At 55.0% G+C, this 25197-nt stretch carries 25 protein-coding genes; 7 read left to right on the forward strand and 18 right to left on the reverse strand.

Going from position 1 to position 25197, the window contains the following annotated elements; genetic code table 11:
• Positions 1-28: 28 nt before the first annotated feature.
• The 6 genes from nuoF to lrhA form a co-directional block, all read right to left on the reverse strand.
• Complete coding sequence (nuoF, locus tag AC2TE5_RS15605; protein WP_023312536.1) at positions 29-1366, reverse strand: NADH-quinone oxidoreductase subunit NuoF; 1338 nt, start codon at positions 1364-1366, stop codon at positions 29-31.
• A complete protein-coding gene (nuoE, locus tag AC2TE5_RS15610; protein ID WP_006176513.1) occupies positions 1363-1863 on the reverse strand; it encodes an NADH-quinone oxidoreductase subunit NuoE in 501 nt (166 codons plus the stop codon). The genes nuoF and nuoE overlap by 4 nt, the downstream gene beginning before the upstream one ends.
• 2 nt (positions 1864-1865) lie before the next feature.
• Entirely contained in the window at positions 1866-3668 is a 1803-nt protein-coding gene (nuoC, locus tag AC2TE5_RS15615; RefSeq protein WP_023312537.1) for an NADH-quinone oxidoreductase subunit C/D, read from the reverse strand.
• An 89-nt stretch (positions 3669-3757) separates the two neighbouring features.
• A complete protein-coding gene (gene nuoB / locus AC2TE5_RS15620) occupies positions 3758-4432 on the reverse strand; it encodes an NADH-quinone oxidoreductase subunit NuoB (RefSeq protein WP_003861482.1) in 675 nt (224 codons plus the stop codon).
• Positions 4433-4447: 15 nt separating this feature from the next.
• The gene (gene nuoA / locus AC2TE5_RS15625; protein ID WP_014171000.1) at positions 4448-4888 is read right to left on the reverse strand and encodes an NADH-quinone oxidoreductase subunit NuoA; all 441 of its coding nucleotides are present in this window, start codon (positions 4886-4888) and stop codon (positions 4448-4450) included.
• Positions 4889-5518: 630 nt separating this feature from the next.
• Entirely contained in the window at positions 5519-6457 is a 939-nt protein-coding gene (gene lrhA / locus AC2TE5_RS15630; RefSeq protein WP_021241557.1) for a transcriptional regulator LrhA, read from the reverse strand.
• Between the two features lie 937 nt (positions 6458-7394).
• On the opposite strand from lrhA, the gene alaA reads away from it, so the two are divergent.
• Both alaA and yfbR read left to right on the forward strand, forming a co-directional pair.
• The gene (gene alaA, locus AC2TE5_RS15635; RefSeq protein ID WP_008500204.1) at positions 7395-8609 is read left to right on the forward strand and encodes an alanine transaminase AlaA; all 1215 of its coding nucleotides are present in this window, start codon (positions 7395-7397) and stop codon (positions 8607-8609) included.
• 118 nt (positions 8610-8727) lie between these two features.
• Complete coding sequence (yfbR, locus tag AC2TE5_RS15640) at positions 8728-9327, forward strand: 5'-deoxynucleotidase (protein ID WP_023312539.1); 600 nt, start codon at positions 8728-8730, stop codon at positions 9325-9327.
• A 49-nt stretch (positions 9328-9376) separates the two neighbouring features.
• Here the strand turns inward: yfbR and AC2TE5_RS15645 are convergent, their stop codons facing one another.
• From AC2TE5_RS15645 to yfbV, 4 genes are all read right to left on the reverse strand, one after another.
• Complete coding sequence (locus AC2TE5_RS15645; RefSeq protein WP_213328141.1) at positions 9377-11209, reverse strand: SLC13 family permease; 1833 nt, start codon at positions 11207-11209, stop codon at positions 9377-9379.
• 75 nt (positions 11210-11284) lie between these two features.
• Entirely contained in the window at positions 11285-11944 is a 660-nt protein-coding gene (locus tag AC2TE5_RS15650) for a sugar phosphatase (RefSeq protein ID WP_045402709.1), read from the reverse strand.
• 11 nt (positions 11945-11955) lie between these two features.
• Positions 11956-12450, reverse strand: a complete 495-nt coding sequence (locus AC2TE5_RS15655; RefSeq protein WP_023312542.1) for a YfbU family protein — start codon at positions 12448-12450, stop codon at positions 11956-11958.
• Between the two features lie 92 nt (positions 12451-12542).
• Complete coding sequence (gene yfbV / locus AC2TE5_RS15660; RefSeq protein WP_023312543.1) at positions 12543-12998, reverse strand: terminus macrodomain insulation protein YfbV; 456 nt, start codon at positions 12996-12998, stop codon at positions 12543-12545.
• Positions 12999-13335: 337 nt separating this feature from the next.
• Between yfbV and ackA the strand changes: the two genes are divergently transcribed.
• Positions 13336-14538 (forward strand): acetate kinase, encoded by a 1203-nt coding sequence (gene ackA / locus AC2TE5_RS15665; protein WP_484611968.1) that lies wholly within the window; start codon positions 13336-13338, stop codon positions 14536-14538.
• Between the two features lie 76 nt (positions 14539-14614).
• Positions 14615-16759: a phosphate acetyltransferase gene (pta, locus tag AC2TE5_RS15670; RefSeq protein WP_484611969.1), complete on the forward strand. Its 2145-nt coding sequence runs from the start codon at positions 14615-14617 to the stop codon at positions 16757-16759.
• 111 nt (positions 16760-16870) lie between these two features.
• Here pta and AC2TE5_RS15675 read toward each other — a convergent pair whose 3' ends face one another.
• From AC2TE5_RS15675 to AC2TE5_RS15695, 5 genes are all read right to left on the reverse strand, one after another.
• On the reverse strand, positions 16871-17824 hold the full coding sequence (locus tag AC2TE5_RS15675) for a transketolase family protein (RefSeq protein ID WP_484611970.1): 954 nt from the start codon (positions 17822-17824) through the stop codon (positions 16871-16873).
• Positions 17817-18647: a transketolase gene (locus AC2TE5_RS15680; protein ID WP_484611971.1), complete on the reverse strand. Its 831-nt coding sequence runs from the start codon at positions 18645-18647 to the stop codon at positions 17817-17819. The genes AC2TE5_RS15675 and AC2TE5_RS15680 overlap by 8 nt, the downstream gene beginning before the upstream one ends.
• Positions 18644-20035, reverse strand: coding sequence for a PTS ascorbate transporter subunit IIC (locus AC2TE5_RS15685; RefSeq protein WP_032659183.1), 1392 nt, complete (start codon positions 20033-20035; stop codon positions 18644-18646). Before AC2TE5_RS15685 ends, AC2TE5_RS15680 begins: the two co-directional genes overlap by 4 nt.
• Positions 20036-20056: 21 nt before the next feature.
• A complete protein-coding gene (locus AC2TE5_RS15690; RefSeq protein ID WP_023336413.1) occupies positions 20057-20329 on the reverse strand; it encodes a PTS sugar transporter subunit IIB in 273 nt (90 codons plus the stop codon).
• A gap of 80 nt (positions 20330-20409) precedes the next feature.
• Positions 20410-20853 carry a PTS sugar transporter subunit IIA gene (locus tag AC2TE5_RS15695; RefSeq protein ID WP_023336414.1) on the reverse strand — a complete coding sequence of 148 codons (444 nt, stop codon included), beginning with the start codon at positions 20851-20853 and terminating at the stop codon, positions 20410-20412.
• 235 nt (positions 20854-21088) lie between these two features.
• Between AC2TE5_RS15695 and AC2TE5_RS15700 the strand changes: the two genes are divergently transcribed.
• Entirely contained in the window at positions 21089-22108 is a 1020-nt protein-coding gene (locus AC2TE5_RS15700) for a LacI family DNA-binding transcriptional regulator (protein ID WP_023312550.1), read from the forward strand.
• A 3-nt stretch (positions 22109-22111) separates the two neighbouring features.
• On the opposite strand, the gene yfcD is transcribed toward AC2TE5_RS15700, so the two are convergent.
• From yfcD to yfcF, 3 genes are read right to left on the reverse strand one after another with little or no spacing between them, the layout of a single operon-like run.
• Positions 22112-22666, reverse strand: a complete 555-nt coding sequence (gene yfcD, locus AC2TE5_RS15705; protein WP_023312551.1) for an NUDIX hydrolase YfcD — start codon at positions 22664-22666, stop codon at positions 22112-22114.
• A gap of 55 nt (positions 22667-22721) precedes the next feature.
• Positions 22722-23273, reverse strand: coding sequence for a phosphodiesterase (gene yfcE, locus AC2TE5_RS15710; RefSeq protein WP_484611972.1), 552 nt, complete (start codon positions 23271-23273; stop codon positions 22722-22724).
• A gap of 56 nt (positions 23274-23329) precedes the next feature.
• Positions 23330-23974, reverse strand: a complete 645-nt coding sequence (gene yfcF / locus AC2TE5_RS15715) for a glutathione transferase (protein WP_032643441.1) — start codon at positions 23972-23974, stop codon at positions 23330-23332.
• A 140-nt stretch (positions 23975-24114) separates the two neighbouring features.
• On the opposite strand from yfcF, the gene yfcG reads away from it, so the two are divergent.
• Positions 24115-24744 carry a GSH-dependent disulfide bond oxidoreductase gene (yfcG, locus tag AC2TE5_RS15720; RefSeq protein WP_213328136.1) on the forward strand — a complete coding sequence of 210 codons (630 nt, stop codon included), beginning with the start codon at positions 24115-24117 and terminating at the stop codon, positions 24742-24744.
• 75 nt (positions 24745-24819) lie between these two features.
• Positions 24820-25188 (forward strand): dihydroneopterin triphosphate 2'-epimerase, encoded by a 369-nt coding sequence (gene folX, locus AC2TE5_RS15725; RefSeq protein ID WP_023336419.1) that lies wholly within the window; start codon positions 24820-24822, stop codon positions 25186-25188.
• Positions 25189-25197 lie beyond the last annotated feature (9 nt).

The raw sequence follows: 25197 nt of genomic DNA on the forward strand, positions 1-25197 counted from the left end.
AACCGAGCGTTAATCAAAATTCTTGTCGTTACCAGCGCGCTTTAAGCAGGTTCGGCTGAATCCCATTAATCGCATGGGTATTGCTGAACGGCTGCTTGATGCCTGCTTCGAACTCGTCGCGGAAATATTTGATCGCGCTCTGCAGAGGTTCGACGGCACCCGGTGCGTGGGCACAGAAGGTTTTACCCGGGCCTAAGAATCGACACAGCTGCTCAAGCGTCTCGATATCCCCAGGCTGGCCTTCGCCACGTTCGATTGCACGCAGGATCTTCACGCTCCACGGCAGGCCATCACGGCATGGTGTACACCAGCCGCAGGACTCGCGGGCGAAGAACTCTTCCAGGTTACGCACCAGCGAGACCATGCCGATCTCGTGGTCGACGGCCATCGCCAGCGCCGTACCCAGACGGCTGCCTGCTTTACCAATGCTTTCGAATTCCATCGGCAGGTCAAGGTGGGCTTCGGTCAGGAAGTCTGTCCCTGCCCCACCCGGCTGCCAGGCTTTGAATTTCAGGCCATCGCGCATGCCGCCCGCGTAGTCTTCAAGAATTTCACGTGCGGTGGTACCGAACGGCAGTTCCCAGACGCCAGGATTTTTAACGCGACCGGAGAAGCCCATCAGCTTAGTACCGGCATCTTTGCTTGAGGAGATGCCCTGATACCACTCCACGCCGTTGGCGAGGATAGCCGGAACGTTACACAGGGTTTCAACGTTGTTTACGCAGGTCGGTTTACCCCATACGCCGGAGCTTGCCGGGAACGGTGGCTTGGAACGTGGGTTCGCGCGGCGGCCTTCCAGGGAGTTAATCAGCGCGGTTTCTTCACCGCAGATGTAACGCCCGGCACCGGTGTGCACGAACAGTTCGAAGTCAAACCCGGTACCCAGGATGTTTTTGCCCAGCAGTCCCGCTTCGGTAGCTTCGGCAATCGCGCGACGCAGGTTTTCCGCCGCTTCGATGTACTCACCGCGCAGGAAGATGTAGCCGCGGTACGCTTTCAGCGCAAACGCGGAGATCAGCATGCCTTCCACCAGCAGGTGCGGCAGTTGTTCCATCAGCAGGCGGTCTTTATAGGTGCCCGGCTCCATTTCATCGGCGTTACACAGCAGGTAACGGATGTTCATGGATTCGTCTTTCGGCATCAGGCTCCACTTCAGACCGGTGGAGAAGCCCGCACCGCCGCGCCCTTTCAGGCCGGAGTCTTTCACCGCATTAACGATGTCATCCGGCGCCATGCCGCCGAGGGCTTTACGCGCACCGGCATAGCCGTTTTTGCTCTGGTATTCGTCGAGCCATACCGGCTGTTTGTCATCGCGCAGACGCCAGGTCAGCGGATGCGTCTCAGCAGTACGAATTACAGTTTTCATTTGTACTGCTCCAGCAGGTCAGGAATCGCTTCCGGCGTCAGATGGCTGTGAGTGTCCTCATCAATCATCATGGTCGGCCCCTTGTCGCAGTTACCCAGGCAGCAGGTTGGCAGCAGAGTAAAGCGTCCATCGAACGTGGTCTGGCCCGGCTTGATATTGAGCTTCTTCTCAATCGCAGCCTGGATGCCCTGATACCCGGTGATGTGGCAGACAACGCTGTCACAGTAGCGGATCACATGGCGGCCAACCGGCTGACGGAAGATCTGGCTGTAGAACGTGGCTACGCCTTCTACGTCGCTTGCCGGAATACCCAGCACTTTCGCGATCTCATAGATCGCCCCATCCGGCACCCAACCACGCTGTTTCTGTACGATTTTCAGCGCTTCAATGGACGCCGCACGCGGGTCTTCGTAGTGGTGCATCTCATGCTCAATGGCGGCACGTTCTGCTTCACTCAGCTCAAAAGCCTCGGTTTGTGGTTGTTGATTCTCGTGCATAATTAGCGGTCCACATCTGACATAACAAAATCGATACTACCCAGATACACAATCAGGTCGGAGACCAGACTGCCGCGGATGGCGGACGGGATCTGCTGCAGGTGCGCAAAGCTCGGCGTACGCACGCGGGTACGGTAGCTCATGGTGCTGCCGTCACTGGTCAGGTAGTAACTGTTAATACCCTTGGTCGCTTCAATCATCTGGAAGGATTCTTGCGCCGGCATGACCGGACCCCAGGAAACCTGCAGGAAGTGGGTGATCAGGGTTTCGATATGTTGCAGCGTGCGCTCTTTCGGTGGCGGCGTCGTCAGCGGGTGATCCGCCTTGAACGGGCCTTCCGGCATGTTGTTGAGGCACTGCTCAAGGATGCGCAGACTCTGGCGCAGCTCTTCTACTTTCAGCATCACGCGGGTGTAGCAGTCGGAAACACCGCCGCCCACCGGGACTTCAAAGTCGAAGTTCTCGTAGCCAGAGTAAGGACGGGCTTTACGCACGTCGAAATCAATACCGGTCGCACGCAGACCTGCACCTGTCGTACCCCACTCCAGCGCTTCTTTCGCGCCGTAGGCAGCAACGCCCTGGGAACGGCCTTTCAGGATGGTGTTGCGGAGTGCGGCTTTCTCGTAAGACGCCAGACGTTTTGGCATCCAGTCGAGGAATTCACGCAGCAGACGGTCCCAGCCGCGCGGCAGATCGTGTGCCACACCGCCGATACGGAACCAGGCCGGGTGCATACGGAAACCGGTAATCGCTTCTACCAGATCGTAGATTTTCTGACGGTCGGTAAAGGCGAAGAAGACCGGAGTCATCGCGCCGACGTCCTGAATGAACGTGGAGATGTACAGCAGGTGGCTGTTGATACGGAACAGCTCTGACAGCATGACGCGAATCACGTTAACGCGATCCGGCGTAACGATTCCCGCCAGTTTCTCAACGGCCAGCACGTATGGCATCTCGTTGACGCAGCCGCCGAGGTACTCGATACGGTCGGTATACGGAATGTAGCTGTGCCAGGACTGACGCTCGCCCATCTTCTCAGCACCACGGTGGTGGTAGCCGATGTCAGGCACGCAGTCGACAATCTCTTCGCCATCAAGCTGAAGAATAATACGGAATGCACCGTGCGCAGACGGGTGGTTTGGACCGAGGTTGAGGAACATGAAGTCCTCGTTGTCGGTACCGCGCTTCATGCCCCAGTCTTCCGGCTTGAAGGTCAGCGCTTCCATCTCCAGATCCTGCTTGGCTTTGGTCAGCTCAAACGGATCGAATTCGGTTGCACGTGCCGGGTAGTCTTTACGCAGCGGGTGGCCGGTCCAGGTCTGCGGCATCATGATGCGCGTCAGGTGCGGGTGGCCGTCGAAGGTCATGCCGAACATTTCCCAGGTTTCACGCTCGTACCAGTTGGCGTTCGGGAACAGTTTGGTGATCGTCGGCAGATGCATGTCGTTTTCAGACAATGCCACCTTGAGCATGATATCCGTATTACGGTCTATTGAGATCAGGTGGTAGAAAACGGAAAAATCCGCAGCAGGGAGGCCCTGGCGGTGGGTACGCAGACGTTCATCCATGCCGTGTAAGTCAAACAGCATGACGTACGGTTTTGGCAATTTCTTGAGGAAATCGACAACTTCCAGCAATTGCTCACGCTTCACCCAAACAACGGGTACCCCGGTGCGGGTAGCCTGAACAGTAAAGGCATCCGGCCCAAAACGGTTGCGCAGTTCGCCAATGACTGGGTCATCCAGATGATCCCGGGTCTGCCAGGCGGCTTCTTGCGCGGTTAAGTCGGTCATATTGTTCACCATTGCAAATGGTCCGTGGTGACTGTTGAGCCTGGCTTCGCGCTATTTGAGTAGTGATATGCGAAGGTGTTCTCCAGGCCTACAGGCGCAAATTAAATTTCGTCAGGCGTACGCAGATTGGTGACGGCAATACGTTCACCACGTTTACGCTCGCGCTCAGACTGCATGTTCGCGCGATACACACCCTGATCGCCAACAACCCACGACAGTGGGCGACGTTCTTTACCGATAGACTCCTGCAGCAGCATCAGCGCCTGCATGTAAGCTTCCGGACGTGGCGGACAACCCGGGATGTACACATCCACTGGAATAAACTTATCTACGCCCTGCACGACGGAATAGATGTCGTACATACCGCCAGAGTTTGCACATGCGCCCATGGAGATAACCCATTTAGGCTCCAGCATCTGGTCATAAAGACGCTGAATAACAGGTGCCATCTTGGTAAAGCACGTACCGGCTACCACCATCAGGTCAGCCTGACGTGGGGAAGCACGCAGTACCTCTGCCCCAAAACGCGCAACGTCATGCACCGCAGTGAATGACGTCACCATTTCAACGTAGCAGCAAGAAAGGCCAAAGTTGTACGGCCAGATGGAGTTCTTACGACCCCAGTTGACCATATCGTGCATGGCATGTTCGAGTTTGCCCATGTACACGCTTTTATTGACTTCTTGCTCCAGGGGGTCGGTTACGATCTCCTGTTTTTGCAGGGGGTAACGGTCATTCTCACCGTTAGGATCTATGCGGGTGAGCGTATAATCCATCTTATTGCCTCGCTGTTACTGCTGACGATTAGAGATACTGTTTTCCGGGTTGATGTGTTCACGACGTGAACGCGCAGGCGTCCAGTCAAGCGCGCCAATACGCACCAGATAAACCAGACCGGCCAGTAGCACTAAAATGAAAATTGCGGCCTCGACAAAGCCCACCCAACCACTTTCGCGGATGGACGTTGACCATGCGAAAAGGTAAAGCGCTTCCACGTCGAAGATGACGAAGAACATGGCTACCAGATAGAACTTGGCAGACAGGCGTAAGCGAGCGGAACCTACTGAATCAATACCTGATTCGAAAGGTGTGTTTTTGTGCCTTGCACGGGCGCGACCGCCCAGGAACCAGCCGCCGACTAACATCAGGCAGCACAGGCCAATGGCTACAATAAGAAAGATTGCGAATGCCCAGTGATGAGCGATGACTTCTGTGGATGTTGACATACTCATTGCTTACTCATCAAAAGTGATACCAACGACACTGCTCTTGCTGGCAGATGGGCATCACATCGATTCATGGGGAGGAACAAATAACCTTACACTAACTGTCAGAAATGAGACGTAGACAGCAAAATGATGGGGTTTTTTACTCCTTTCTATAACCTATTGTCAACTTTAACAAAGGTTTCTTCACATTAAATTACATCGAGCGATTCTCATTAACATTTGGTGCCCTTTAACCCTGGTGGGTGCATGACTTTCCGTCAAATGTATGTTGTTGAATCGTGTCCGTTTCGGAAGTAAAAAAAATAACCCTCCTATTTTGACAGGATTTGCCAACGATTCCTCCCCCCAAATAGGAGTATTTTCTTGATCTGAGACACGCTTTTGTTAATTCAACCTGGAAAACGGCAACATATTTCCTGTTTTTTTAACATGAGAGGGATGTGGATGAAGTTAGAACGGAAAACGGACAAGTTTTAAGCAAAAGCATTTATCTCATTGATAAATAGAGGATATCCTGAAAATCCATGCGCCATAAGCGGGTATTATTGCTAAAAAAAAGCCACTGCATGTGAAAATCACACGAGTGGCTTTTTTTTACACTTACATTTTGTTACCAGAATTTTGAGCTATCGATCACTCAAAATCCCCTTCAACGATCAGGGAGTCGTCCCCCCCTTCGGAGGTAACGCGCTCGAACTGCCACGGGTTATGGTAGTTTTCCATCGCCTCGAACACCACTTTGGCCAACTCGTTATGGCTGGACGAATTGTGGCAGAGCAGATACTCCGTATCCGGCAGCGCAGGAAGACCATCGGATTTCCCAAGGACGCGCAGATCGGGGCTCATCATCTCTACCGGACGGGCCGTTACGCCCAGACCGGCCTTCACGGCGGCACGGACCGCTGGCAGCGTGGAAGCCACATACGCCAGACGCCACGGAATGTTGGCCTCATTCAGCGCCGTGAGCACCATGTCGCGGAACGGGCTCGGGTCATCCAGTAAGACCAGTGGAACCGGCTCGCCTTTTTGCAGCACGTATTCGGCTGCGCAATACCAGTGCGTAGGCGATGTGCGCAGCGTCAGGCAATCAAACTGCCCGGGACGATGCGTCGTCACCACCAGGTCAACTTTATTCTCATTTAACATCTCAACCATAAAGGCATTACGCTTTACGCTAACGTCCAGCGCAAGCTTCGGATAAACCGAGCTAATACGGTTGAGAAGAAACGGCAATATAGTATCCGCTGACTCATCAGATGCGCCTAATGTTAGCACCCCTTGAAGGTTGCTAAACATTAATGACATACATGCTTCATCATTAAAGCGAAGAATTTTCCTGGCATAACCCAGAAGCTGAATACCGTGTTCCGTTAAGAGCTTATTACGCCCATGACGCGCAAAAAGCTCTTTACCAACCAGTTGCTCCAGCCGCTGCATTTGTTGGCTGACGGCGGACTGAGTTCGGCAAACGGCGGCAGCAGCTGCTGCAAAAGTGTTGAGATCGGCGACCGCAACAAACGTTCTCAGCAGATCGAGGTCGAGATTCATTATCGGACGATTTGCATTTATCATATCTATTCACTTTCAGGTTGCTCGTGCGGAGCTGCCCGGGTTGAAGCTGTGTGTGTACAGTTAAGCAATTCCCTCTGAAGATTTTCCCTCGCATCCCGGCCCGGCAGACTGCCTGACAGATAGTTATTGTGCTGCTTTATATCAACAGTCAGAAAGCACGTTTCATGACGTTATTTTTATTCTCTTAAACGTTCAGGATATTTGATGTTCGCAGGTTTATGTAAATTACATTAAAGGTGTAACACCTTTTCTGCCATCTTTATCGCAGCGCTGTCAACGTAGCAGGAGATGTTCGACACATTCCAGCCAGAGATAACTCCAACAATAACAATCAATTAATTCGGAAAAACAGCGTCAGATATACAAAAAGCATGCTTCTGACCTCTGCTTTCCTGAAAGACATCTTAACCCAAATCCACTTTATTTATAAGTCTTATTGCAATATTGAGGATTAAAGAAGAATGTTAAGCTTCTAAACTAATTTTATTAGAATTAACTAAAGTTGCATTTTTTAGGTTAATAATAAATAAATTTTAATTTAGATTAAGACCATTCATTAATGGCACTTAACATTAATTTCACATGAGTAACTTTTAGCCACAGTATGCTATTACAGGAACATGTATCAAGCATTCAGGTTTAACGAAATGTCACTCAAGGTGATTGCCACCTTTGTCCTGCTTCCCACTTATTTTTACCAGCACAATATACACAATTTTGACAAATGAATAGCACATTTAACCTAACGCGACGCTGTGAGCACAACTTTACGCCAGCATAAAAGCACACACACAGCGAAAAAGATTTATCAAAATTTTACTCCCGGCACAAAATCTTCTACTGCACACCCTTCAAAACGAAGCGAGGGGGGAGTACATTATTCCGTGCTGACTTCCACGGCAGGGAGTGGCAATAATAGCGAAAAGGTTAAAGGTTCATGTCCCCTATCGAAAAATCCAGCAAGCTAGATAACGTCTGTTATGACATCCGCGGCCCGGTTCTGAAAGAGGCAAAACGCCTTGAAGAAGAAGGCAACAAGGTTCTGAAACTCAACATTGGTAACCCTGCGCCATTTGGTTTTGAAGCGCCGGATGAAATTCTGGTTGATGTGATCCGCAACCTTCCTACTGCACAAGGCTATTGTGATTCAAAAGGACTTTACTCCGCACGTAAAGCCATCATGCAGCACTACCAGGCACGCGGTATGCGTGATGTTACCGTTGAAGATATTTATATTGGCAACGGCGTCTCTGAACTGATCGTGCAGGCGATGCAGGCGCTGCTGAACAGCGGGGACGAAATGCTGGTACCCGCGCCGGATTATCCGCTGTGGACGGCTGCCGTATCACTGTCCAGCGGTAAAGCAGTGCACTATCTGTGCGACGAGTCCTCTGACTGGTTCCCGGACCTCGATGATATTCGCGCAAAAATTACGCCCCGCACGCGCGGCATCGTGATCATTAACCCGAACAACCCAACGGGCGCAGTGTACTCAAAAGAGCTGCTGATGGAGATCGTCGAGCTCGCCCGCCAGCACAACCTGATCATCTTTGCCGATGAAATCTACGACAAGATCCTGTACGACGCGGCGCAGCACCACTCAATCGCTGCGCTGGCCCCGGATCTGCTGACCGTCACCTTTAACGGCCTGTCTAAAACCTACCGCGTGGCCGGTTTCCGTCAGGGGTGGATGGTATTAAACGGTCCGAAAAAGCACGCCAAAGGCTATATTGAAGGGCTGGAGATGCTGGCCTCCATGCGTTTATGTGCCAACGTTCCGGCGCAGCACGCGATCCAGACGGCGCTGGGTGGCTATCAGAGCATTAGCGAGTTCATCGTTCCCGGTGGTCGCCTGTACGAACAGCGCAACCGCGCGTGGGAACTGATCAACGATATCCCGGGCGTCTCCTGCGTGAAGCCGAATGGCGCACTCTATATGTTCCCGAAAATTGACGCGAAGCGCTTCAATATTCACGACGACCAGAAAATGGTGCTCGATTTCCTGCTGCAGGAAAAAGTGCTGCTGGTTCAGGGTACGGCGTTTAACTGGCCGTGGCCGGATCACGTGCGTATCGTGACGCTGCCGCGCGAAGATGATCTCGAAATGGCCATCAGCCGCTTCGGGCGCTTCCTGTCCGGTTATCATCAGTAACGCTGGCTTTCTGCCGGGTGGCGCTGCGCTTACCCGGCCTACAACACCTTCAGATTTGCATCTTCCCTCCCCTCCCCGCACAATGAACGCCTGTCGCAGTGAAGACAAAAGGTAACCTATGAGTCAGAGTCATTTCTTTGCCCACCTCTCCCGCCTGAAACTCATCAACCGCTGGCCGCTGATGCGCAATGTCCGCACGGAAAATGTCTCAGAGCACAGTCTGCAGGTTGCGATGGTCGCTCACGCGCTGGCCGCCATTAAAAACCGCAAATTTAACGGTCAGGTCAATCCAGAGCGCATTGCCCTGCTGGCGATGTACCACGATGCGTCAGAAGTGCTGACCGGCGACCTGCCTACGCCGGTGAAATATTTCAACTCGCAGATTGCGCAGGAATATAAGGCCATCGAGAAGATTGCCCAGCAGAAACTGATTGACATGGTGCCGGACGAGTTGCGCGACATCTTTGAGCCGCTCATCGATGAGCATCAGTACACGGAAGATGAAAAATCGCTGGTCAAACAGGCCGACGCGCTCTGCGCCTACCTGAAGTGTCTGGAAGAGCTGTCCGCGGGGAATAACGAATTTTTACTGGCAAAAACGCGTCTGGAAAAAACGCTGGAATCCCGCCGCAGCGAAGAGATGGATTACTTTATGCAGGTGTTTGTGCCGAGCTTCCATCTGTCGCTGGATGAGATTAGCCAGGATTCACCGTTGTAATTTTTAGTTTGTAGGCCGGGTAAGGCGCAGCCGCCACCCGGCAAAATGCTCAGAACGGGAACAGGACCGGTATCAACACCACGCATACCAGCATCACCAGCACGGTGAACGGCACGCCCAGCTTCACGAAATCACTGAACCTGTAATTCCCGGGCCCCAGCACCAGCGTATTCACCGGTGAAGAAACTGGCGTCATAAACGCCGCGGAGGCCGCCATTGCGACCATCATCGCGAAGGGATACGGCGACACGCCCATGGATTTGGCCATCGCCAGCGCAATCGGCGCCATCAGTACCGCCGTCGCGGTGTTGGAGATAAACAGACCGATGGTGGCGCACATGATAAACAGACACACCAGCATCATGTACGGCCCGTACCCGCCGCCAACGTCCATTAAGCCTTTAACGATCAGATCCACCCCGCCGGTCTTTTGCAGCGCCAGAGCGAAGGGCATCATCCCGACAATGAGAATAATGCTCGGCCAGTGAATGGCTTTATACGCGCTTTCGGCGTCAATGCAGCGGAATTTGCCCATCAACAGGCAGGCGATAATTGCCGCGACCGGATTGGGGATTTCATCGGTCAGCATCAGCGCCACCATCAGCACCAGACAAAAAATCGCGTGGGGCGCCTGGCTGTGCGCCGGGGAGGCGTCGCTCTCCTCGACAGGCATGTTGAGCACCACAAAATCGCGCCCTTTTTGCCCGAGCTGGCTAATCAGCTTCCAGTTACCGACAACCAGGAAGATATCGCCCAGCAGGATCGGCTCATCTACCACCGCCCCTTCCATCGCCACGCCATCGCGCTTCAGCCCCACGACATTCAGGCCATAGCGGGTTCGGAACCCCATTTCCCGCACGGTTTTACCCAACAGTTCCGATTCCGGGATCAGCGATACTTCGGCCATGCCAACATCCAGCGCCTGATCGGAGAAATACTCCCCGCGCAGCACCATCGGTTCCAGCAGCTGCTCGCTGCAAAACTCGCGCAGATCCACGTCCGCGGTGGACATATCAATCAGCAGGACGTCCCGCGCGCGGAATTCCGACACCCCGTTGACGTTGACGATCACCCGGCGAAAACGACGCCAGCGCTCTACGCCGATCACGTTTGCGCCATAGCGCTCACGCAGCTTCAGGTCGTCCAGGCGCTGTCCCACCATCGGCGAACCGGGACGAATAGCCAGACGGCGCGCGCGCCCGGTGAGACGGTACTCTTTAATCAGATCGCGGAAGGTCCGTCGCTTCCACCCTTCTTTATTTTTATCCTGTTTTTCACCTTTCAGGGCAAACCGGGTCAGCAGCATGTAGACCACGCCCAGCACCAGAATGACCAGCCCAAGCGGAGTGACGCTGAAAAAACTGAAGCCCTCGAATCCTTCCCGGATCAGCTCGCTGTTGACGACCAGGTTCGGCGGCGTTGCCACCAGCGTCATCATTCCGCTGATCAAACCGGCAAAACTCAGGGGCATCATCAGGCGCGACGGCGAGATCTGCATCCGCATGGAGACGCTCAGCACCACCGGAATAAAGATGGCGACCACGCCCGTTGAGCTCATAAACGCCCCCAGCCCGGCGACGGTCACCATCAGGTAGATCAGCATTTTGGTTTCGCTGCTGCCCGCTACCTTCACCAGCCACGATCCCATGATGGTTGCCACGCCGGTACGCACCAGCCCATCACCGATAATAAACAGGGCGGCAATCAGGATAACGTTGGGATCGCTAAACCCGGAGAAGGCTTCCGGCAGCGTGAGCGTACCGCTCAGCACAAACGCGACGATGACAAACAGGGCGACGGCGTCCATGCGTACCTTGCCCGTTGCAAAAAGAAGGATGGCGATTAAAAGCAGGCTCAGGACCCAAATCAGTTCACCGTTCACAACATGTCCTTGTCAGTGGGAGAGGAGAAATTGTGCCATAAAAAAGCCCCAGCAATGTGGGGCTATATCATGTGATTACATTTTTAGCGAGACGGTTACAACTCCGTCAGAGGCTTTCGAAACGGCCAGCGCCGTCAGTGAATCCAGCACAAAGTCTGCCTCCTCCAGCCGGGGGGAGCCCGCCGGAACGTTAACGGCGATAACGTGGCTTCCGGCGTTCAGCCCGGCCAGTACGCCAGCGGCCGCATCTTCTACTACCACACACTCTGCGGGGGCGAGGCCCAGCAGTTCAGCTCCCAGTAAAAATGCATCGGGCTCCGGTTTACCGCGCTTAACGCGCTCCGCAGTGATAAACACTTCTGGCTTCGGTAAACCTGCCGCCTTATGACGGGCGTGGGCGACGGGAATGGAGCCTGAGGTGACGATCGCCCACGGGATCTGCGCTTCGTTCAGATGCTCAAGCAGCTCGCGCGCGCCCGGTAAGGCGGTGATGCCGTCCGTATCCGTGGCTTCAATGTGTTCCAGGTATTTGAACTCCGCCTGAATTTCGTCCTCAGAGCGTCCGGCCAGGAAGTGCCGTAGCGAGGTGATGGCCTGTTTGCCATGGATAAAATTCAGCACGTCCTGATGGTCGATGCCATGTCGGTCAGCCCAATGGCACCATGAACGCTCCACAACCGGCAGCGAATCCACCAGCGTACCGTCCAGATCAAACAGAAAACCTCTACACTGCACACGCACCTCCGTCAGGCATTAATGATTTGTTGAATTTCGTTGCTGCTTAAATGGTACTGACGCGGACAGGCGTGCCACGCGCTCAGCATACGCTGATATTTCTCCCACATTGGGGTCTGCGCGTTGAAGCCGTGGGTGCCCGCGTCAAAGTGGGTGTAACGCCCTTCTGTATTCACCATAAAGCGAACATAGCTCAGATAACGCGCTTCCGTTGCGGCATCAAAGCCTAAGAAGGTCACGCGGCGCTCGTCAATGGACTGCTGATCTTTGAGATTCGTCCAGGACACGTGCAGGGCGTGATACATCTCCATAATGTCGATCACGATGCGACAGGTTTCTTCTTTCAGCTCGCCAAACTCGCGGTCCAGTTCGCGCATTTGCAAACCAAAACCGCGTTCTACGATGGTTTGCAGGCGGCTGTAGCGCGCAGCGTTATCGGGATCAAGCATAGTCATCATCTTGTACTGGTTAGACAAAATCAGACGTTGAGCATGGGTCATTTCCATCTTTCGACTCCTGTAGCGCATTGCACTTTAAAAAAAAGACACGGTAACTGATTGTTACTGTGCCTTCTTTTCGTCGTCGTTTCGATGATCAATCACAAGTCATCGAGGAATGTTTTATCCAGTTGCTTAAAAGCGCGCTTTAACGTGTCCGCCAGCGCCTGGTAATCCGGCTTGCCTTCAACCGGGGCGAGCGCCTGTCCGGCCTCCTCCAGTTTTCCGCGCACTTCATAAAACCAGTGTAAAATAGAAGGGGGAAGCGGGGTGATGGAGCGTTTACCTAACCACCACAGGCCCTGCATCGGCAGGCTTAGCGCGAAGAGCGCCGTCGCGACCGCAGGACCAAGCTGCCCGCCCAACGCAATCTGCCAGCACAGTGTAAAGACAGCGACAGGCGGCATAAAGCGAATCGCATAGCGCGTGGCGCGGATGGTGCGATTCTCAATGAACATAGGCGCAAGGCGCTTTTCCATCGGCCACGTCTTTGCGTAATGCTGTCCCCGACGAAACAGACTAAAGAAATTTACGGACGGGTTTTCTGGTGTCGACATGGCTGTACCTCAACTTCACATATAAAAATTAAAATTTTCGTGCAAAACCACAACAAGCTATGACAACGTTCAAAATATTTTGTCATCACTACCCCGTATCGGGTATCCTGTGCCAGCCTGATAGGGCCATAGACGAGAATCATTAACTCGTCAAATTATTGCATATTATGCCATTGGCTGAAAATTGTGCAAAATGGCATAAAATCATAGTTATTTCTTCCATCATGCCACAATGTTCGTTTGGCATGATGTTAATCATAAATGTCTGAGTCGTCATGCGTTACGCTGTTAGACTCACTGACGTTTTTTTAGCCACGTATCAATAATAGGTACTTCCATGTCGAGTAAGTTAGTACTGGTTCTGAACTGCGGTAGCTCCTCACTGAAATTCGCCATCATCGATGCGCTCAACGGTGACGAATACCTCTCTGGTTTGGCCGAATGTTTCCATCTGCCTGAAGCACGTATCAAGTGGAAGATGGACGGCAGCAAACAAGAAGCGGCTTTAGGTGCAGGCGCCGCTCACAGTGAAGCGCTGAACTTTATCGTTAACACTATTCTGGCACAAAAACCAGAACTGTCTGCTCAGCTGACTGCGATTGGTCACCGTATCGTCCACGGCGGCGAAAAATACACCAGCTCCGTCATCATCGACGACTCTGTGATCCAGGGCATCAAGGACTCTGCGTCCTTCGCACCGCTGCACAACCCGGCTCACCTGATCGGTATCGCTGAAGCGCTGAAATCCTTCCCGAATCTGAAAGACAAAAACGTGGCCGTATTCGACACCGCGTTCCATCAGACCATGCCGGAAGAGTCTTACCTCTATGCCCTGCCATACAGCCTGTACAAAGAACACGGCGTACGTCGTTACGGCGCGCACGGCACCAGCCACTTCTATGTGACTCAGGAAGCCGCAAAAGTCCTGAACAAGCCGGTTGAAGAACTGAACATCATCACCTGCCACCTGGGCAACGGTGGTTCTGTTTCCGCTATCCGCAACGGTAAATGTGTTGATACTTCCATGGGTCTGACCCCGCTGGAAGGTCTGGTGATGGGTACCCGTTCCGGTGACATCGACCCGGCGATCATCTTCCACCTGCACGACACCCTGGGCATGAGCGTTGACCAGATCAACAAAATGCTGACCAAAGAGTCTGGCCTGCTGGGTCTGACCGAAGTCACCAGCGACTGCCGTTACGTTGAAGACAACTACGCAGACAAAGAAGACGCTAAACGTGCAATGGACGTTTACTGCCACCGTCTGGCGAAGTACATCGGCTCTTACACTGCGCTGATGGAAGGCCGTCTGGACGCGGTTATCTTCACCGGTGGTATCGGTGAGAACGCGGCAATGGTTCGCGAACTGTCCCTGGGCAAACTGGGCGTTCTGGGCTTCGACGTTGATCACGAGCGTAACCTGGCTGCCCGCTTCGGCAAGTCTGGCTTCATCAACAAAGAAGGCACCCGCCCTGCTCTCGTTATCCCAACTAACGAAGAACTGGTCATTGCGCAAGACGCGCACCGCCTGACTGCCTGATTCCACACCGCCAGCAATGCTGGCGGTGCTGTTTTGTAACCCGCCCAATCGCGGCGGTAACGAAAGAGGATAAACCGTGTCCCGTACTATTATGCTGATCCCTACCGGAACCAGCGTCGGCCTGACCAGCGTCAGCCTTGGCGTTATCCGTGCTATGGAACGCAAAGGCGTTCGTCTGAGCGTCTTTAAGCCAATCGCCCAGCCACGTGCCGGTGGCGATGCGCCAGACCAGACCACCACTATCGTTCGCAAGAACTCCAATCTGCCAGCGGCTGAACCGCTGAAGATGAGCCACGTTGAATCTCTGCTGTCCAGCAACCAGAAAGACGTGCTGATGGAAGAGATCATCGCCAACTATCATGCTAACGCGCAAGACGCGGAAGTGGTGCTGGTTGAAGGCCTGGTCCCGACGCGCAAACACCAGTTTGCCCAGTCTCTGAACTTTGAAATCGCGAAAACCCTGAACGCAGAGATCGTTTTCGTGATGTCTCAGGGCACCGACACCCCAGAGCAGCTGAACGAGCGTATCGAACTGACGCGCAGCAGCTTCGGCGGCGCGAAAAACACCAGCATCACCGGCGTGATCGTGAACAAACTGAACGCACCGGTGGATGAGCAGGGCCGTACTCGCCCTGACCTGTCCGAGATCTTCGACGACTCTTCCAAAGCGAAAGTTGTCAAAGTTGACCCGGCTAAGCTGCAGGAATCCAGCCCGCTGCCAGTGCTGGGCGCGGTGCCATGGAGCTTCGATCTGATTGCCACCCGTGCCATCGATATGGCGCGTCACCTGAACGCGACCGTGGTTAACGAAGGCGATATCAACACCCGCCGCGTGAAGTCCGTGACCTTCTGTGCGCGCAGCATTCCGCACATGCTGGAACACTTCCGCGCTGGTTCCCTGCTGGTGACCTCCGCAGACCGTCCTGACGTTCTGGTTGCAGCCTGCCTGGCCGCGATGAACGGCGTGGAAATCGGTGCGATCCTGCTGACCGGTGCCTACGAGATGGACCCACGCGTCAGCAAGCTTTGCGAACGCGCATTTGCCACCGGCCTGCCGGTCTTCATGGTGAACACCAACACCTGGCAGACCTCCCTGAGCCTGCAGAGCTTCAACCTGGAAGTACCGGTTGATGACCACGAGCGTATCGAGAAAGTTCAGGAATACGTTGCGGGCTACATCAACGCAGACTGGATCGAATCCCTGACCGCGACCTCCGAGCGCAGCCGCCGTCTGTCTCCTCCAGCATTCCGTTACCAGCTGACCGAGCTGGCGCGTAAAGCGGGCAAACGCGTTGTTCTGCCAGAAGGCGACGAACCACGTACCGTTAAAGCGGCTGCTATCTGTGCCGAGCGCGGCATCGCGACCTGCGTGCTGCTGGGTAACCCGGATGAGATCACCCGCGTTGCGGCGTCTCAGGGCGTTGAGCTGGGCGCTGGCATCGAAATCGTTGACCCTGCAGTGGTTCGCGAAAGCTACGTTGCCCGTCTGGTTGAGCTGCGTAAGAGCAAGGGCATGACCGAAGCCGTTGCGCGCGAACAGCTGGAAGACAACGTGGTGCTGGGTACGCTGATGCTGGAGCAGGACGAAGTTGACGGTCTGGTTTCCGGTGCGGTTCACACCACGGCGAACACCATCCGTCCACCGCTGCAGCTGATCAAAACCGCTCCAGGCAGCTCTCTGGTTTCTTCCGTGTTCTTCATGCTGCTGCCTGAACAGGTTTACGTTTACGGCGACTGCGCGATCAATCCGGATCCAACCGCAGAACAGCTGGCAGAAATCGCTATCCAGTCCGCGGACTCTGCGATTGCCTTCGGTATCGAACCGCGCGTCGCGATGCTCTCCTACTCCACCGGTACCTCTGGTGCAGGTAGCGACGTAGAGAAAGTGCGTGAAGCGACCCGTCTGGCGCAGGAAAAACGTCCTGACCTGATGATCGACGGCCCGCTGCAGTACGACGCCGCCGTAATGGCAGACGTTGCGAAATCCAAAGCGCCGAACTCTCCGGTTGCAGGTCGCGCTACCGTGTTCATCTTCCCGGATCTGAACACCGGTAACACCACCTACAAAGCGGTACAGCGTTCTGCAGACCTGATCTCCATCGGGCCAATGCTGCAGGGTATGCGCAAACCTGTGAACGATCTGTCCCGTGGCGCGCTGGTTGACGATATCGTCTATACCATCGCTCTGACCGCGATCCAGTCGTCACAGCAGCAGCAGTAAGCTAAAAAGCCCGGTGGCGCTAGCGCTTACCGGGCCTACGGTTTTGTAGGCCGGATAAGCGAAGCGCCATCCGGCAAGAAAGGCGACCACTTAACCGGTCGCCTTTTTTATTTACAGCAGTTCTCTCGCCGCCGACACAATGTCATGTGCCGTCAGGCCATACTCCTTCTGCAGGAAATCCTGCGTCCCTACCTGACCGTAGCGCTCCTTGACGCCCACCCGCCGCATCGGTACCGGGCAGGTTTCCACCAGCACTTCCGCCACCGCCGATCCCAGGCCGTTGTGAATGCTGTGGTTTTCACAGGTGACGATACGCCCGGTCTTCTCGGCGTAGTTTTTCACCAGCATCCGGTCGATGGGCTTCAGGGTAAACATGTCGATGACCACCGCGCTTACCCCCTCCTGCTCCAGCTGGCGCGCCGCTTCCAGCGCTTCCGCCACCATGATGCCATTGGCAATCAGGGTAATATCGGTTCCTTCACGCAGCACGTTGCCTTTTCCGATGGTGAAGGTTGAGCCCGGGGCATACACGCTCGGCGCCTGCTTACGAATGGTCCGCACCCAGTAGAAGCCTTCGAGGTCGATAAGCTGGCGCAGCACGTCCTCGAACATCACCGCGTCGGTCACCTCCAGCACCACCGAGTGCGCCAGACCGCGAACAATGCCCATATCCTCAAACGACATATGCGTTCCGCCGTTGTGGCAGGCCGTCACGCCCGCATCCGAGGCAATCACCTTCACGTTGTTGCGCTGATAGTCCAGAGACATAAACAGCTGGTCAAAGCAGCGACGGCTGGCAAAGGCTGTGAAGGTATGAACAAACGGCTTACGCCCGGTAAGCGACAGCCCCGCCGCGGTGCCGATGACGTTGGCCTCCATAATGCCGCAGTTAATCACGTGCTGCGGATAATCGCGCGCCACGCCGTCCATCGCCATTGAGCTCATCAGATCCGCCTCCAGGGCGATAATCTCGCTTCCTGCCTCAATCTGCTTTGCCACGAAGCCCGCGTAGACCTTACGCATCTCAACGGCGTCTTTCTGTCCTGCCGGTGCAACCTTAATCATGTGAAGCCTCCAGTTGGCGAATCGTCTCATTGAGGGCCGCTTTGCTCTCGGCGGTCAGTCGCAGGTGGTGCGAGTTGCTGAGCTGCTCCAGGTACGGCACCCCCTGCCCTTTAATGCTGTCGAGGATGACGACTAACGGACGCGCATCGGCAGCCGGAACCCGCGACGTTACTGCCAGCAGACCCGGAATGTCGTCGCCCTTCACCGTCGCCACGTCAAAGCCAAAGGCGCGGAATTTCCCCTCCAGGTCGAAAGCGCTGATGATCTCGTCCAGCTCGCCGTCGAGCTGCTGTTTGTTCCAGTCCACGAACACCGTCAGGTTGTTGAGGCGATGGTGGGCGATAAACTGGAACGCCTCCCAGCACTGCCCCTCGTTCAGCTCGCCGTCACCGACGATGCAGAAGACCCGATTCGGCCGCCCCGCCAGCCTGTGCGAGAGCGCCATACCGCCAGCAATGGAGATCCCCTGCCCCAGCGAACCGGTGGTGGCGTCCACGCCGCGCGTTTTCAGACGGTCCGGGTGGCTTGGCAGGCGCGTGCCGTTCTGGTTCAGGGTGCTCAGCTCTTCCACCGGGAAGTAGCCTTTGATTGCCAGCGTGCTGTAGAGCGCCGGGCCCGCATGACCTTTCGACAGGACAAAATAGTCTCGCTCCGGCCAGTCCGGATCCGCCGGGTCGATTTTCATCACCGCGCCGTAAAGCACGGCCAGGGTATCAACCACCGACATACTGCCGCCGTAGTGCCCAAAGCCCAGCTGCGTCAGGGACTTCAGCGTCTCAAGACGGATCTGACGCGCGAGTTCGGTTATCTCTTTCTCATTCATGATTTGGCTCCGGTGTTTTCCTGCGCGTTACCGCCCGCAGGTTTGTTTTTCGCGAAGACGTTGTACGCCACCAGCAGCGCGAACAACGCCACAACCAGTCCGGTGATGGCAAGCGGCGACAGGAAGCGCGCCAGGTTACCGAGGACAATCCCGACCGCGCCGAAGTCGGCGTCCGAGAAGGTGGTGTTGGCAAAGCCAATGGCGCCCAGCACCGGCAGCAGCAGGACCGGCAGGAAGGTGATCAGCAGGCCGTTAGCAAAGGCGCCAATCATTGCCCCGCGACGTCCACCGGTAGCATTACCGAACACGCCCGCCGTGGCGCCGGTGAAGAAGTGCGGCACGACGCCCGGGAGGATTAGCACCCAGCTAAACTGACCGCAGATGAGCAACCCCACAATCCCGCCGAGGAAGCTGAACAGGAAGCCAATCAGCACCGCGTTTGGCGCATAGGGATACACCACCGGGCAGTCCAGCGCAGGACGCGCGTTCGGCACCAGTTTCTCCGAGAAGCCGGTAAAGGCCGGAACGATCTCCGCCAGAATCAGGCGCACGCCCTGCAGGATGATGAACACGCCCGCCGCGAAGGTGATCGCCATGATGATGGCGTAGACCAGGTAGTTCTGGCCGCCGCTGAAGGTGGCCTCCACGTACTCGCGCCCGGCGCTCACCGCGAGGATGAGGTAGATAATCATCATGGTCAGGGAGATGGAGATCGAGCTGTCGCGCAGGAAGCTCAGGTTCTTCGGCAGGTTCATTTCTTCCGTTGAGCGAGAGCCCTTGCCAACCTTGCTGCCAATCCAGCCGGACAGCACGTAGCCCAGCGTGCCGAAGTGGCCGAAGGCAATCTCATCGTTGCCGGTAATGCGCTTCATGTAGCGCTGGGCAATCGCCGGGAAGAAGGCCATGATCAGGCCGAGGATCAGCGAGCCGGTAAAGACCAGCCCCACGCCCTCAAAGCCCGCGACCGTCAGGATCACGCCAATCATGCACGCCATGTAAAACGTGTGGTGACCGGTCAGGAAGATGTACTTCAGGCGAGTAAAGCGCGCGACGATGATATTCGCCACCATGCCGAAGGCCATAATCAGCGCGGTCGCTGCACCGTATTTTTCCAGCGCGATTGACACAATCGCTTCATTGTTTGGAATAATGCCCTGGATCGTAAAGGCGTGCTCAAACATACCGCCCAAAGGATTTAACGACCCCACCAGCACCGTGGCGCCGCCGCCCAGCACAATAAAGCCGAGAATGGTTTTAATCGTCCCTTTCACCACGTCCGAAAACGCTTTTTTCTGCGCAACCAGACCAATTAGCGCAATTAAACCGACCAGCACCGAAGGGACTTTTAAAATATCAACAACGAAATTCAGCGTTTCAAGGATAAACATATCCACCTCGCCTTATCAGGGTTATTGTCTGTCGAACCAGGCGCGCAGCTGCGCTTCAAGTTCGTTGATGTCGATGATGTTGTTAATCACCACCAGCTGGCTTTCCGGCACGCTGGCGCTGGCCGCAATGTCTTTTGCCATCACGAAAAGATCGGCTGCGCCCGGCGTGGCCGAGGAGAGATCGGAATGTTCAACCTCAGCCTCAATCTCCAGTTTTTTAAGCACCTTTTTAATATTCATTTCGACCATAAAACTGCTGCCCAGGCCGGAGCCGCAAATAGCCATGATTTTCATTGTTGTCCCCTTATTTTGAGTAGAGCACGCCCCATCACGCTGGCGCGTAATGTTGTGAATAATCGGATTAAAGAATTAAATCAGAAGCGGTCAATAATCGTTTTAATTTCCTCCAGGGTATTCGCCTGATGCAGTTCAGCCATATCTGCATCGCTGGAAAATAATTCAGCCAGCGAAGATATCATCTCAATATGGCTATTTTTGTCGGGTGCCGCGAGCATAATAATGACATCCACAGGGTCAAACTCACCGGCACCAAACGAGACGCCCTGTTTTAGTTTTAATAAAGACAACCCCAGTCCTTTGGCGCCTTCCTCCGGCCGCGCATGCGGCATAGCCAGCCCTGGTGCCAGCACATAATAGGGTCCTAACGTGTGGTGCTGCTGGATGATGGCCGTGACGTATTCAGGCTCAATCACCTGCAAATCCAGAAGCGGCTTCGCGCACAGCTCCAGCGCCTGCGGCCAGTTTTCCACGCTATCCTGCAGCGTGATGGTTGTATCATATATCCATTTTTTGAGCACTTTTCACTCCCGCTACACGCTTGAAGATGAGCAAACTTTATTCAACACATCGCTGGATGACTGCGATCGCGATCACAAAGATAGCGCTACCAATGGTTAACATGCAGAAATGTGATAGCGCTATCAAATTGCAATCACGGTGCTAAATCACAGCAAAAAAAGGGATTTAAGGCGTATACTGCCTGTCACGTGAAGCGAAGGAAATGAAGAACGCGTCTGGTCAGCAGGAAGGTGTATGTCTCTAACCCGAAAACGGCGCAGTACTGGTAAAGTGACACTCGCCGATGTCGCACAGCTTGCCGGTGTGGGCACGATGACCGTGTCCCGTGCACTCCGCACGCCCGAACAGGTTTCCGATAAACTACGAGAAAAAATTGAAGCTGCCGTGCAGGAGCTGGGCTATATGCCTAATCTTGCCGCCAGCGCGCTGGCCTCGGCGTCGTCATGGACGATAGCCATGGTGGTGCCTAATCTCTCCGAAGCCGGCTGCTCGGAGATGTTCGCCGGGCTACAGCAGGTGCTACAGCCTGCCGGGTATCAGATCATGCTGGCAGAATCCCAGCATCGCCTGGAGCAGGAGGAAAAGTTGCTGGAGACGCTGCTTGCGTCAAATATTGCCGCCGCTATCCTGCTCAGCGTTGAACATACCGACACCGTTCGCCACTGGCTGAAAAACGCCTCTATTCCGGTGATGGAGATGGGCGCCATGCGCGCCGACCCGATTGATATGAATATCGGGATTGATAACGTAGCGGCCATGTATGAACTTACGGAAATGGTGATTAAGCGCGGCTATCAAAATATTGGCCTGCTGTGCGCCAACCAGGAGCAGTGGATTTTCCAGCAGCATTTGCAGGGCTGGTACAAAGCCATGCTTCGCCACCATATGTCGCCGACCCGGGTCATTAACGCGGCGATGCCGCCGAGCTTCTCGACCGGCGCGGCACAGCTGCCAGAATTCCTGCTGGCGTGGCCGGAGCTGGATGCGCTGGTGTGCGTCTCTGACGAGCTGGCATGCGGCGCGCTGTACGAGTGCCAGCGCAGGCGAATCAAGGTGCCGGACGATCTGGCGGTGGTCGGCTTTGGCGATAGCGACGTGAGCCGCGTCTGTCAGCCGCCGCTGACGACGATGGCGGTGCCGCATCGTAAGATTGGAATTGAAGCCGGGAAAGCACTGCTGGAGCGTCTGAATGACGGTGACTGGCGCGATCAAAAGCCCATCGCGTCCAGTCTGTGTCTGAGAGAGAGTTGCTGAATCTTACTCAGCCTCTTCCTCTTTCTCTGATTTGGTCGATTCGTTTTTGGCGTTGCGGGTCATCCACAGCGCCAGCGCTTTTAACGAATCCGGCGTAAACTCGTCGCAGCGCGCGGTGATCTCTTCCGGCGTCATCCAGCTGACTTCGCTCACCTCTTCTTCCTGCAGGGCGAACGGGCCGTGAGAAACGCAGCTAAACAGCCCGCCCCAGACGCGGCAGTTTTCGTCTTCGAAATAGAACTGACCGTGCTCGGCAAACGGCACGCCGGCAATACCTAACTCTTCTTCCGCTTCACGACGCGCGGAATCCAGCAGCACTTCATCTGCCTGCACAACCCCACCTGCGGTGGCGTCCAGCATACCCGGGAGAAAATCTTTGGTATCCGTACGGCGCTGGACCAGAATTTTGCCCATCCCGTCATGCACAACGATGTACGTTGCGCGGTGGCGAAGACGCTCCGCACGCATTTGTTCGCGGCTAGCCTGCGCGATCACTTCATTCTCTTCGCTGACAATGTCAACCCACTCTGTACTTGCCAAATGACTCTGCTCCACCATCGGGAAACCTTCTCTTCTAAGCGCTCTTTCGGCGCGTTTGCAGTTGAGGTGTAACTTACGGATTAATCGCTATCTGCGCAATAACTTGCTGATCATTAAGTGCGATAACGCTCAGGGTATTTCCATCCAGCATGCCATAGCTCGCAGGGTATCCGCCTTTCGGTATGCTGACCGACCCCGGGTTAAAGTGATAAATCTCACCGCGCTTTTCAGCAACCGGAATATGAGTATGACCGTAAACCAGGACATCGCCAGCCGCGAGCGCCGGGAGATTATCCGGGCTAAAAAGATGCCCATGGGTCAGGAACAGGCGGCTTTGTTCCAGCAGCACCTGTTGCCATGGCGCGGTAAGGGGAAAATGCAGCAGCATCTGGTCCACTTCGCTGTCGCAATTGCCGCGAACGGCGATAATGCGCGAGGCAAACGGGTTAAGCTTTTCCGCGACCAGCGCAGGGGCATAGCCCTCCGGCAGCGCGTTGCGCGGGCCGTGATTGAGCACATCACCCAGAATAATCAGCCACTGCGCGCCGCTTTGTGCAAACAGGGAGAGGACACGCTCGGTAGCGGGCAGCGATCCATGGATATCCGACGCAAACATCAGTTTCATCAGTCACTCCTCGGGAAAACAGACTGCCCCCATCATACCTGAAGCGTCAGGGCTTATCAGCCCGCGCGCTTGGCCGAGAGTGCCACATAGCGCTGCACGGAGGCGCGCTGCCACTGAAACGCGGCATAATCCACCAGCAGCTGCGGCACCTCATCGCCGTTGAGGATCAGGCGGTTAAGCATCAACGCCAGATCGGCGTCGGCAATGCACCACTCGCCGAACAGGTTCGGGTTGCCGTGTGCGAGGAGCGAGGTGGCGGTTTCAATCAGTTTTTGCGCGCTTTCACGGCCTTCAGCGCTGAGCGCTGGCTTTTTCACCCCGGCAAACACGACGTCCGTCGAGCGTTCCACGCGAATCGGCACCAGATCGCTTCGCAGCCACGCCTGGATCTGCCTCGCCCGCGCGCGTTTTTGCAGATCGTGAGGATAGATGCGCTCCCACTCGGGCGGTGCGAACCGATCTTCCAGATATTCATCAATCGCCGACGATTCGCTCAGGGCAAAACCGTCAATCTCCAGCACCGGCACGCGTCGGGTCAGGTCGTAGCCCTGCCACTGCGGCTTGAGATGTTCACCGCCGTCAAGATCGACGGTCTTCAGCGTAAAAGTGAGCCCTTTTTCGGCCAGCGCAACGTATACGCTCATAACATAGGGAGAAAAGAAATTCGCATCGGACCACAACGTGATGACGGGCTGGTTCATAACATCCTCATAGGCTGATCGGTTTTTACTCAACATATAATCTCTTTGCCTCGCTGTCACTTGATGAAAACTCACGATTTACAACAACCACCTATACTCATTTGTCATGGCACCACTATTCGCATGGACAGGAGTTGAGAATGATCGACCTTTATTACGCCCCTACCCCAAACGGCCATAAGATCACCCTCTTTCTTGAAGAAGCCGAGCTGGATTACAGGATCATTCGCGTGGATATCAGCAAAGGCGATCAGTTCAGCCCTCTCTTTCTGGCTATCTCGCCGAATAATAAAATCCCGGCCATTATTGATAACCAGCCGACGGACGGGGGCAGACCGCTGAGCCTGTTTGAATCCGGTGAAATTTTGCTCTACCTGGCGGAGAAAACCGGCAAACTGCTGAGCGGCGAACTGCGCGAGCGTCACCATACCCTGCAATGGCTCTTCTGGCAGGCGAGCGGGCTGGGGCCCATGCTGGGTCAAAACCATCACTTTACCGCTTACGCCCCGCAGCCCATTCCTTATGCGATAGAACGCTATCAGGTTGAGACTCAACGGCTGTATGACGTTCTGAACCGACGTCTGGAGAAAACGCCGTGGCTCGGCGGCGATCATTACAGTATTGCCGATATCGCCTGCTGGCCGTGGGTGAATACGCATGAAAAACACCGCATTGACCTGGCCTCTTACCCGGCGGTGAACAACTGGTTTGAGCGCATTCGAACCCGCCCGGCCACCGAGCGGGCGATGCAAAAAATCCAGCAGATTTAACCCTCTATGAGGCTGGGTGCCCGCGAGCCTCTCATGTATGATGAGCAGGAAATACTGACACGGAGAAGACCTGCAATGTCACAGCCAGATGCTGTTATTCGTATAAAAAATTTACGCTTGCGTACCTTCATCGGTATCAAAGAGGAAGAGATCGCCAACCGTCAGGATATTGTCATTAACGTGGTGATTCACTACCCCGCAGACAAAGCGCGGGCCAGCGAAGACATCAACGACGCGCTGAACTACCGCACAATAACCAAAAACATCATTCAGTACGTGGAGAATAACCGCTTCTCTCTGCTGGAAAAATTAACTCAGGATGTGCTCGATATCGCACGCGAACATCACTGGGTCACTTATGCTGAAGTTGAGATCGATAAACTTCACGCCCTGCGCTACGCCGATTCCGTCTCCATGACGTTAAGCTGGCGACGCCAGGCGTAAACCTGGAGG

This window comes from Enterobacter sp. N5-15, assembly GCF_057221635.1.

Bases quoted from the DNA above. Each gene is read 5' to 3' on its own strand.
- AC2TE5_RS15690 (WP_023336413.1), bottom strand. From the start codon at position 20,329: ATGAAAATCATGGCTATTTGCGGCTCCGGCCTGGGCAGCAGTTTTATG.
- nuoF (WP_023312536.1), bottom strand. From the start codon at position 1,366: ATGAAAACTGTAATTCGTACTGCTGAGACGCATCCGCTGACCTGGCGT.
- nuoE (WP_006176513.1), bottom strand. From the start codon at position 1,863: ATGCACGAGAATCAACAACCACAAACCGAGGCTTTTGAGCTGAGTGAA.
- yfcG (WP_213328136.1), top strand. From the start codon at position 24,115: ATGATCGACCTTTATTACGCCCCTACCCCAAACGGCCATAAGATCACC.
- ackA (WP_484611968.1), top strand. From the start codon at position 13,336: ATGTCGAGTAAGTTAGTACTGGTTCTGAACTGCGGTAGCTCCTCACTG.
- nuoA (WP_014171000.1), bottom strand. From the start codon at position 4,888: ATGAGTATGTCAACATCCACAGAAGTCATCGCTCATCACTGGGCATTC.
- nuoB (WP_003861482.1), bottom strand. From the start codon at position 4,432: ATGGATTATACGCTCACCCGCATAGATCCTAACGGTGAGAATGACCGT.
- alaA (WP_008500204.1), top strand. From the start codon at position 7,395: ATGTCCCCTATCGAAAAATCCAGCAAGCTAGATAACGTCTGTTATGAC.
- AC2TE5_RS15680 (WP_484611971.1), bottom strand. From the start codon at position 18,647: ATGAATGAGAAAGAGATAACCGAACTCGCGCGTCAGATCCGTCTTGAG.
- AC2TE5_RS15685 (WP_032659183.1), bottom strand. From the start codon at position 20,035: ATGTTTATCCTTGAAACGCTGAATTTCGTTGTTGATATTTTAAAAGTC.
- AC2TE5_RS15700 (WP_023312550.1), top strand. From the start codon at position 21,089: ATGTCTCTAACCCGAAAACGGCGCAGTACTGGTAAAGTGACACTCGCC.
- AC2TE5_RS15655 (WP_023312542.1), bottom strand. From the start codon at position 12,450: ATGGAAATGACCCATGCTCAACGTCTGATTTTGTCTAACCAGTACAAG.
- nuoC (WP_023312537.1), bottom strand. From the start codon at position 3,668: ATGGTGAACAATATGACCGACTTAACCGCGCAAGAAGCCGCCTGGCAG.
- AC2TE5_RS15675 (WP_484611970.1), bottom strand. From the start codon at position 17,824: ATGATTAAGGTTGCACCGGCAGGACAGAAAGACGCCGTTGAGATGCGT.
- yfcD (WP_023312551.1), bottom strand. From the start codon at position 22,666: ATGGTGGAGCAGAGTCATTTGGCAAGTACAGAGTGGGTTGACATTGTC.
- folX (WP_023336419.1), top strand. From the start codon at position 24,820: ATGTCACAGCCAGATGCTGTTATTCGTATAAAAAATTTACGCTTGCGT.
- yfbV (WP_023312543.1), bottom strand. From the start codon at position 12,998: ATGTCGACACCAGAAAACCCGTCCGTAAATTTCTTTAGTCTGTTTCGT.
- yfcE (WP_484611972.1), bottom strand. From the start codon at position 23,273: ATGAAACTGATGTTTGCGTCGGATATCCATGGATCGCTGCCCGCTACC.
- yfbR (WP_023312539.1), top strand. From the start codon at position 8,728: ATGAGTCAGAGTCATTTCTTTGCCCACCTCTCCCGCCTGAAACTCATC.
- lrhA (WP_021241557.1), bottom strand. From the start codon at position 6,457: ATGATAAATGCAAATCGTCCGATAATGAATCTCGACCTCGATCTGCTG.
- yfcF (WP_032643441.1), bottom strand. From the start codon at position 23,974: ATGAACCAGCCCGTCATCACGTTGTGGTCCGATGCGAATTTCTTTTCT.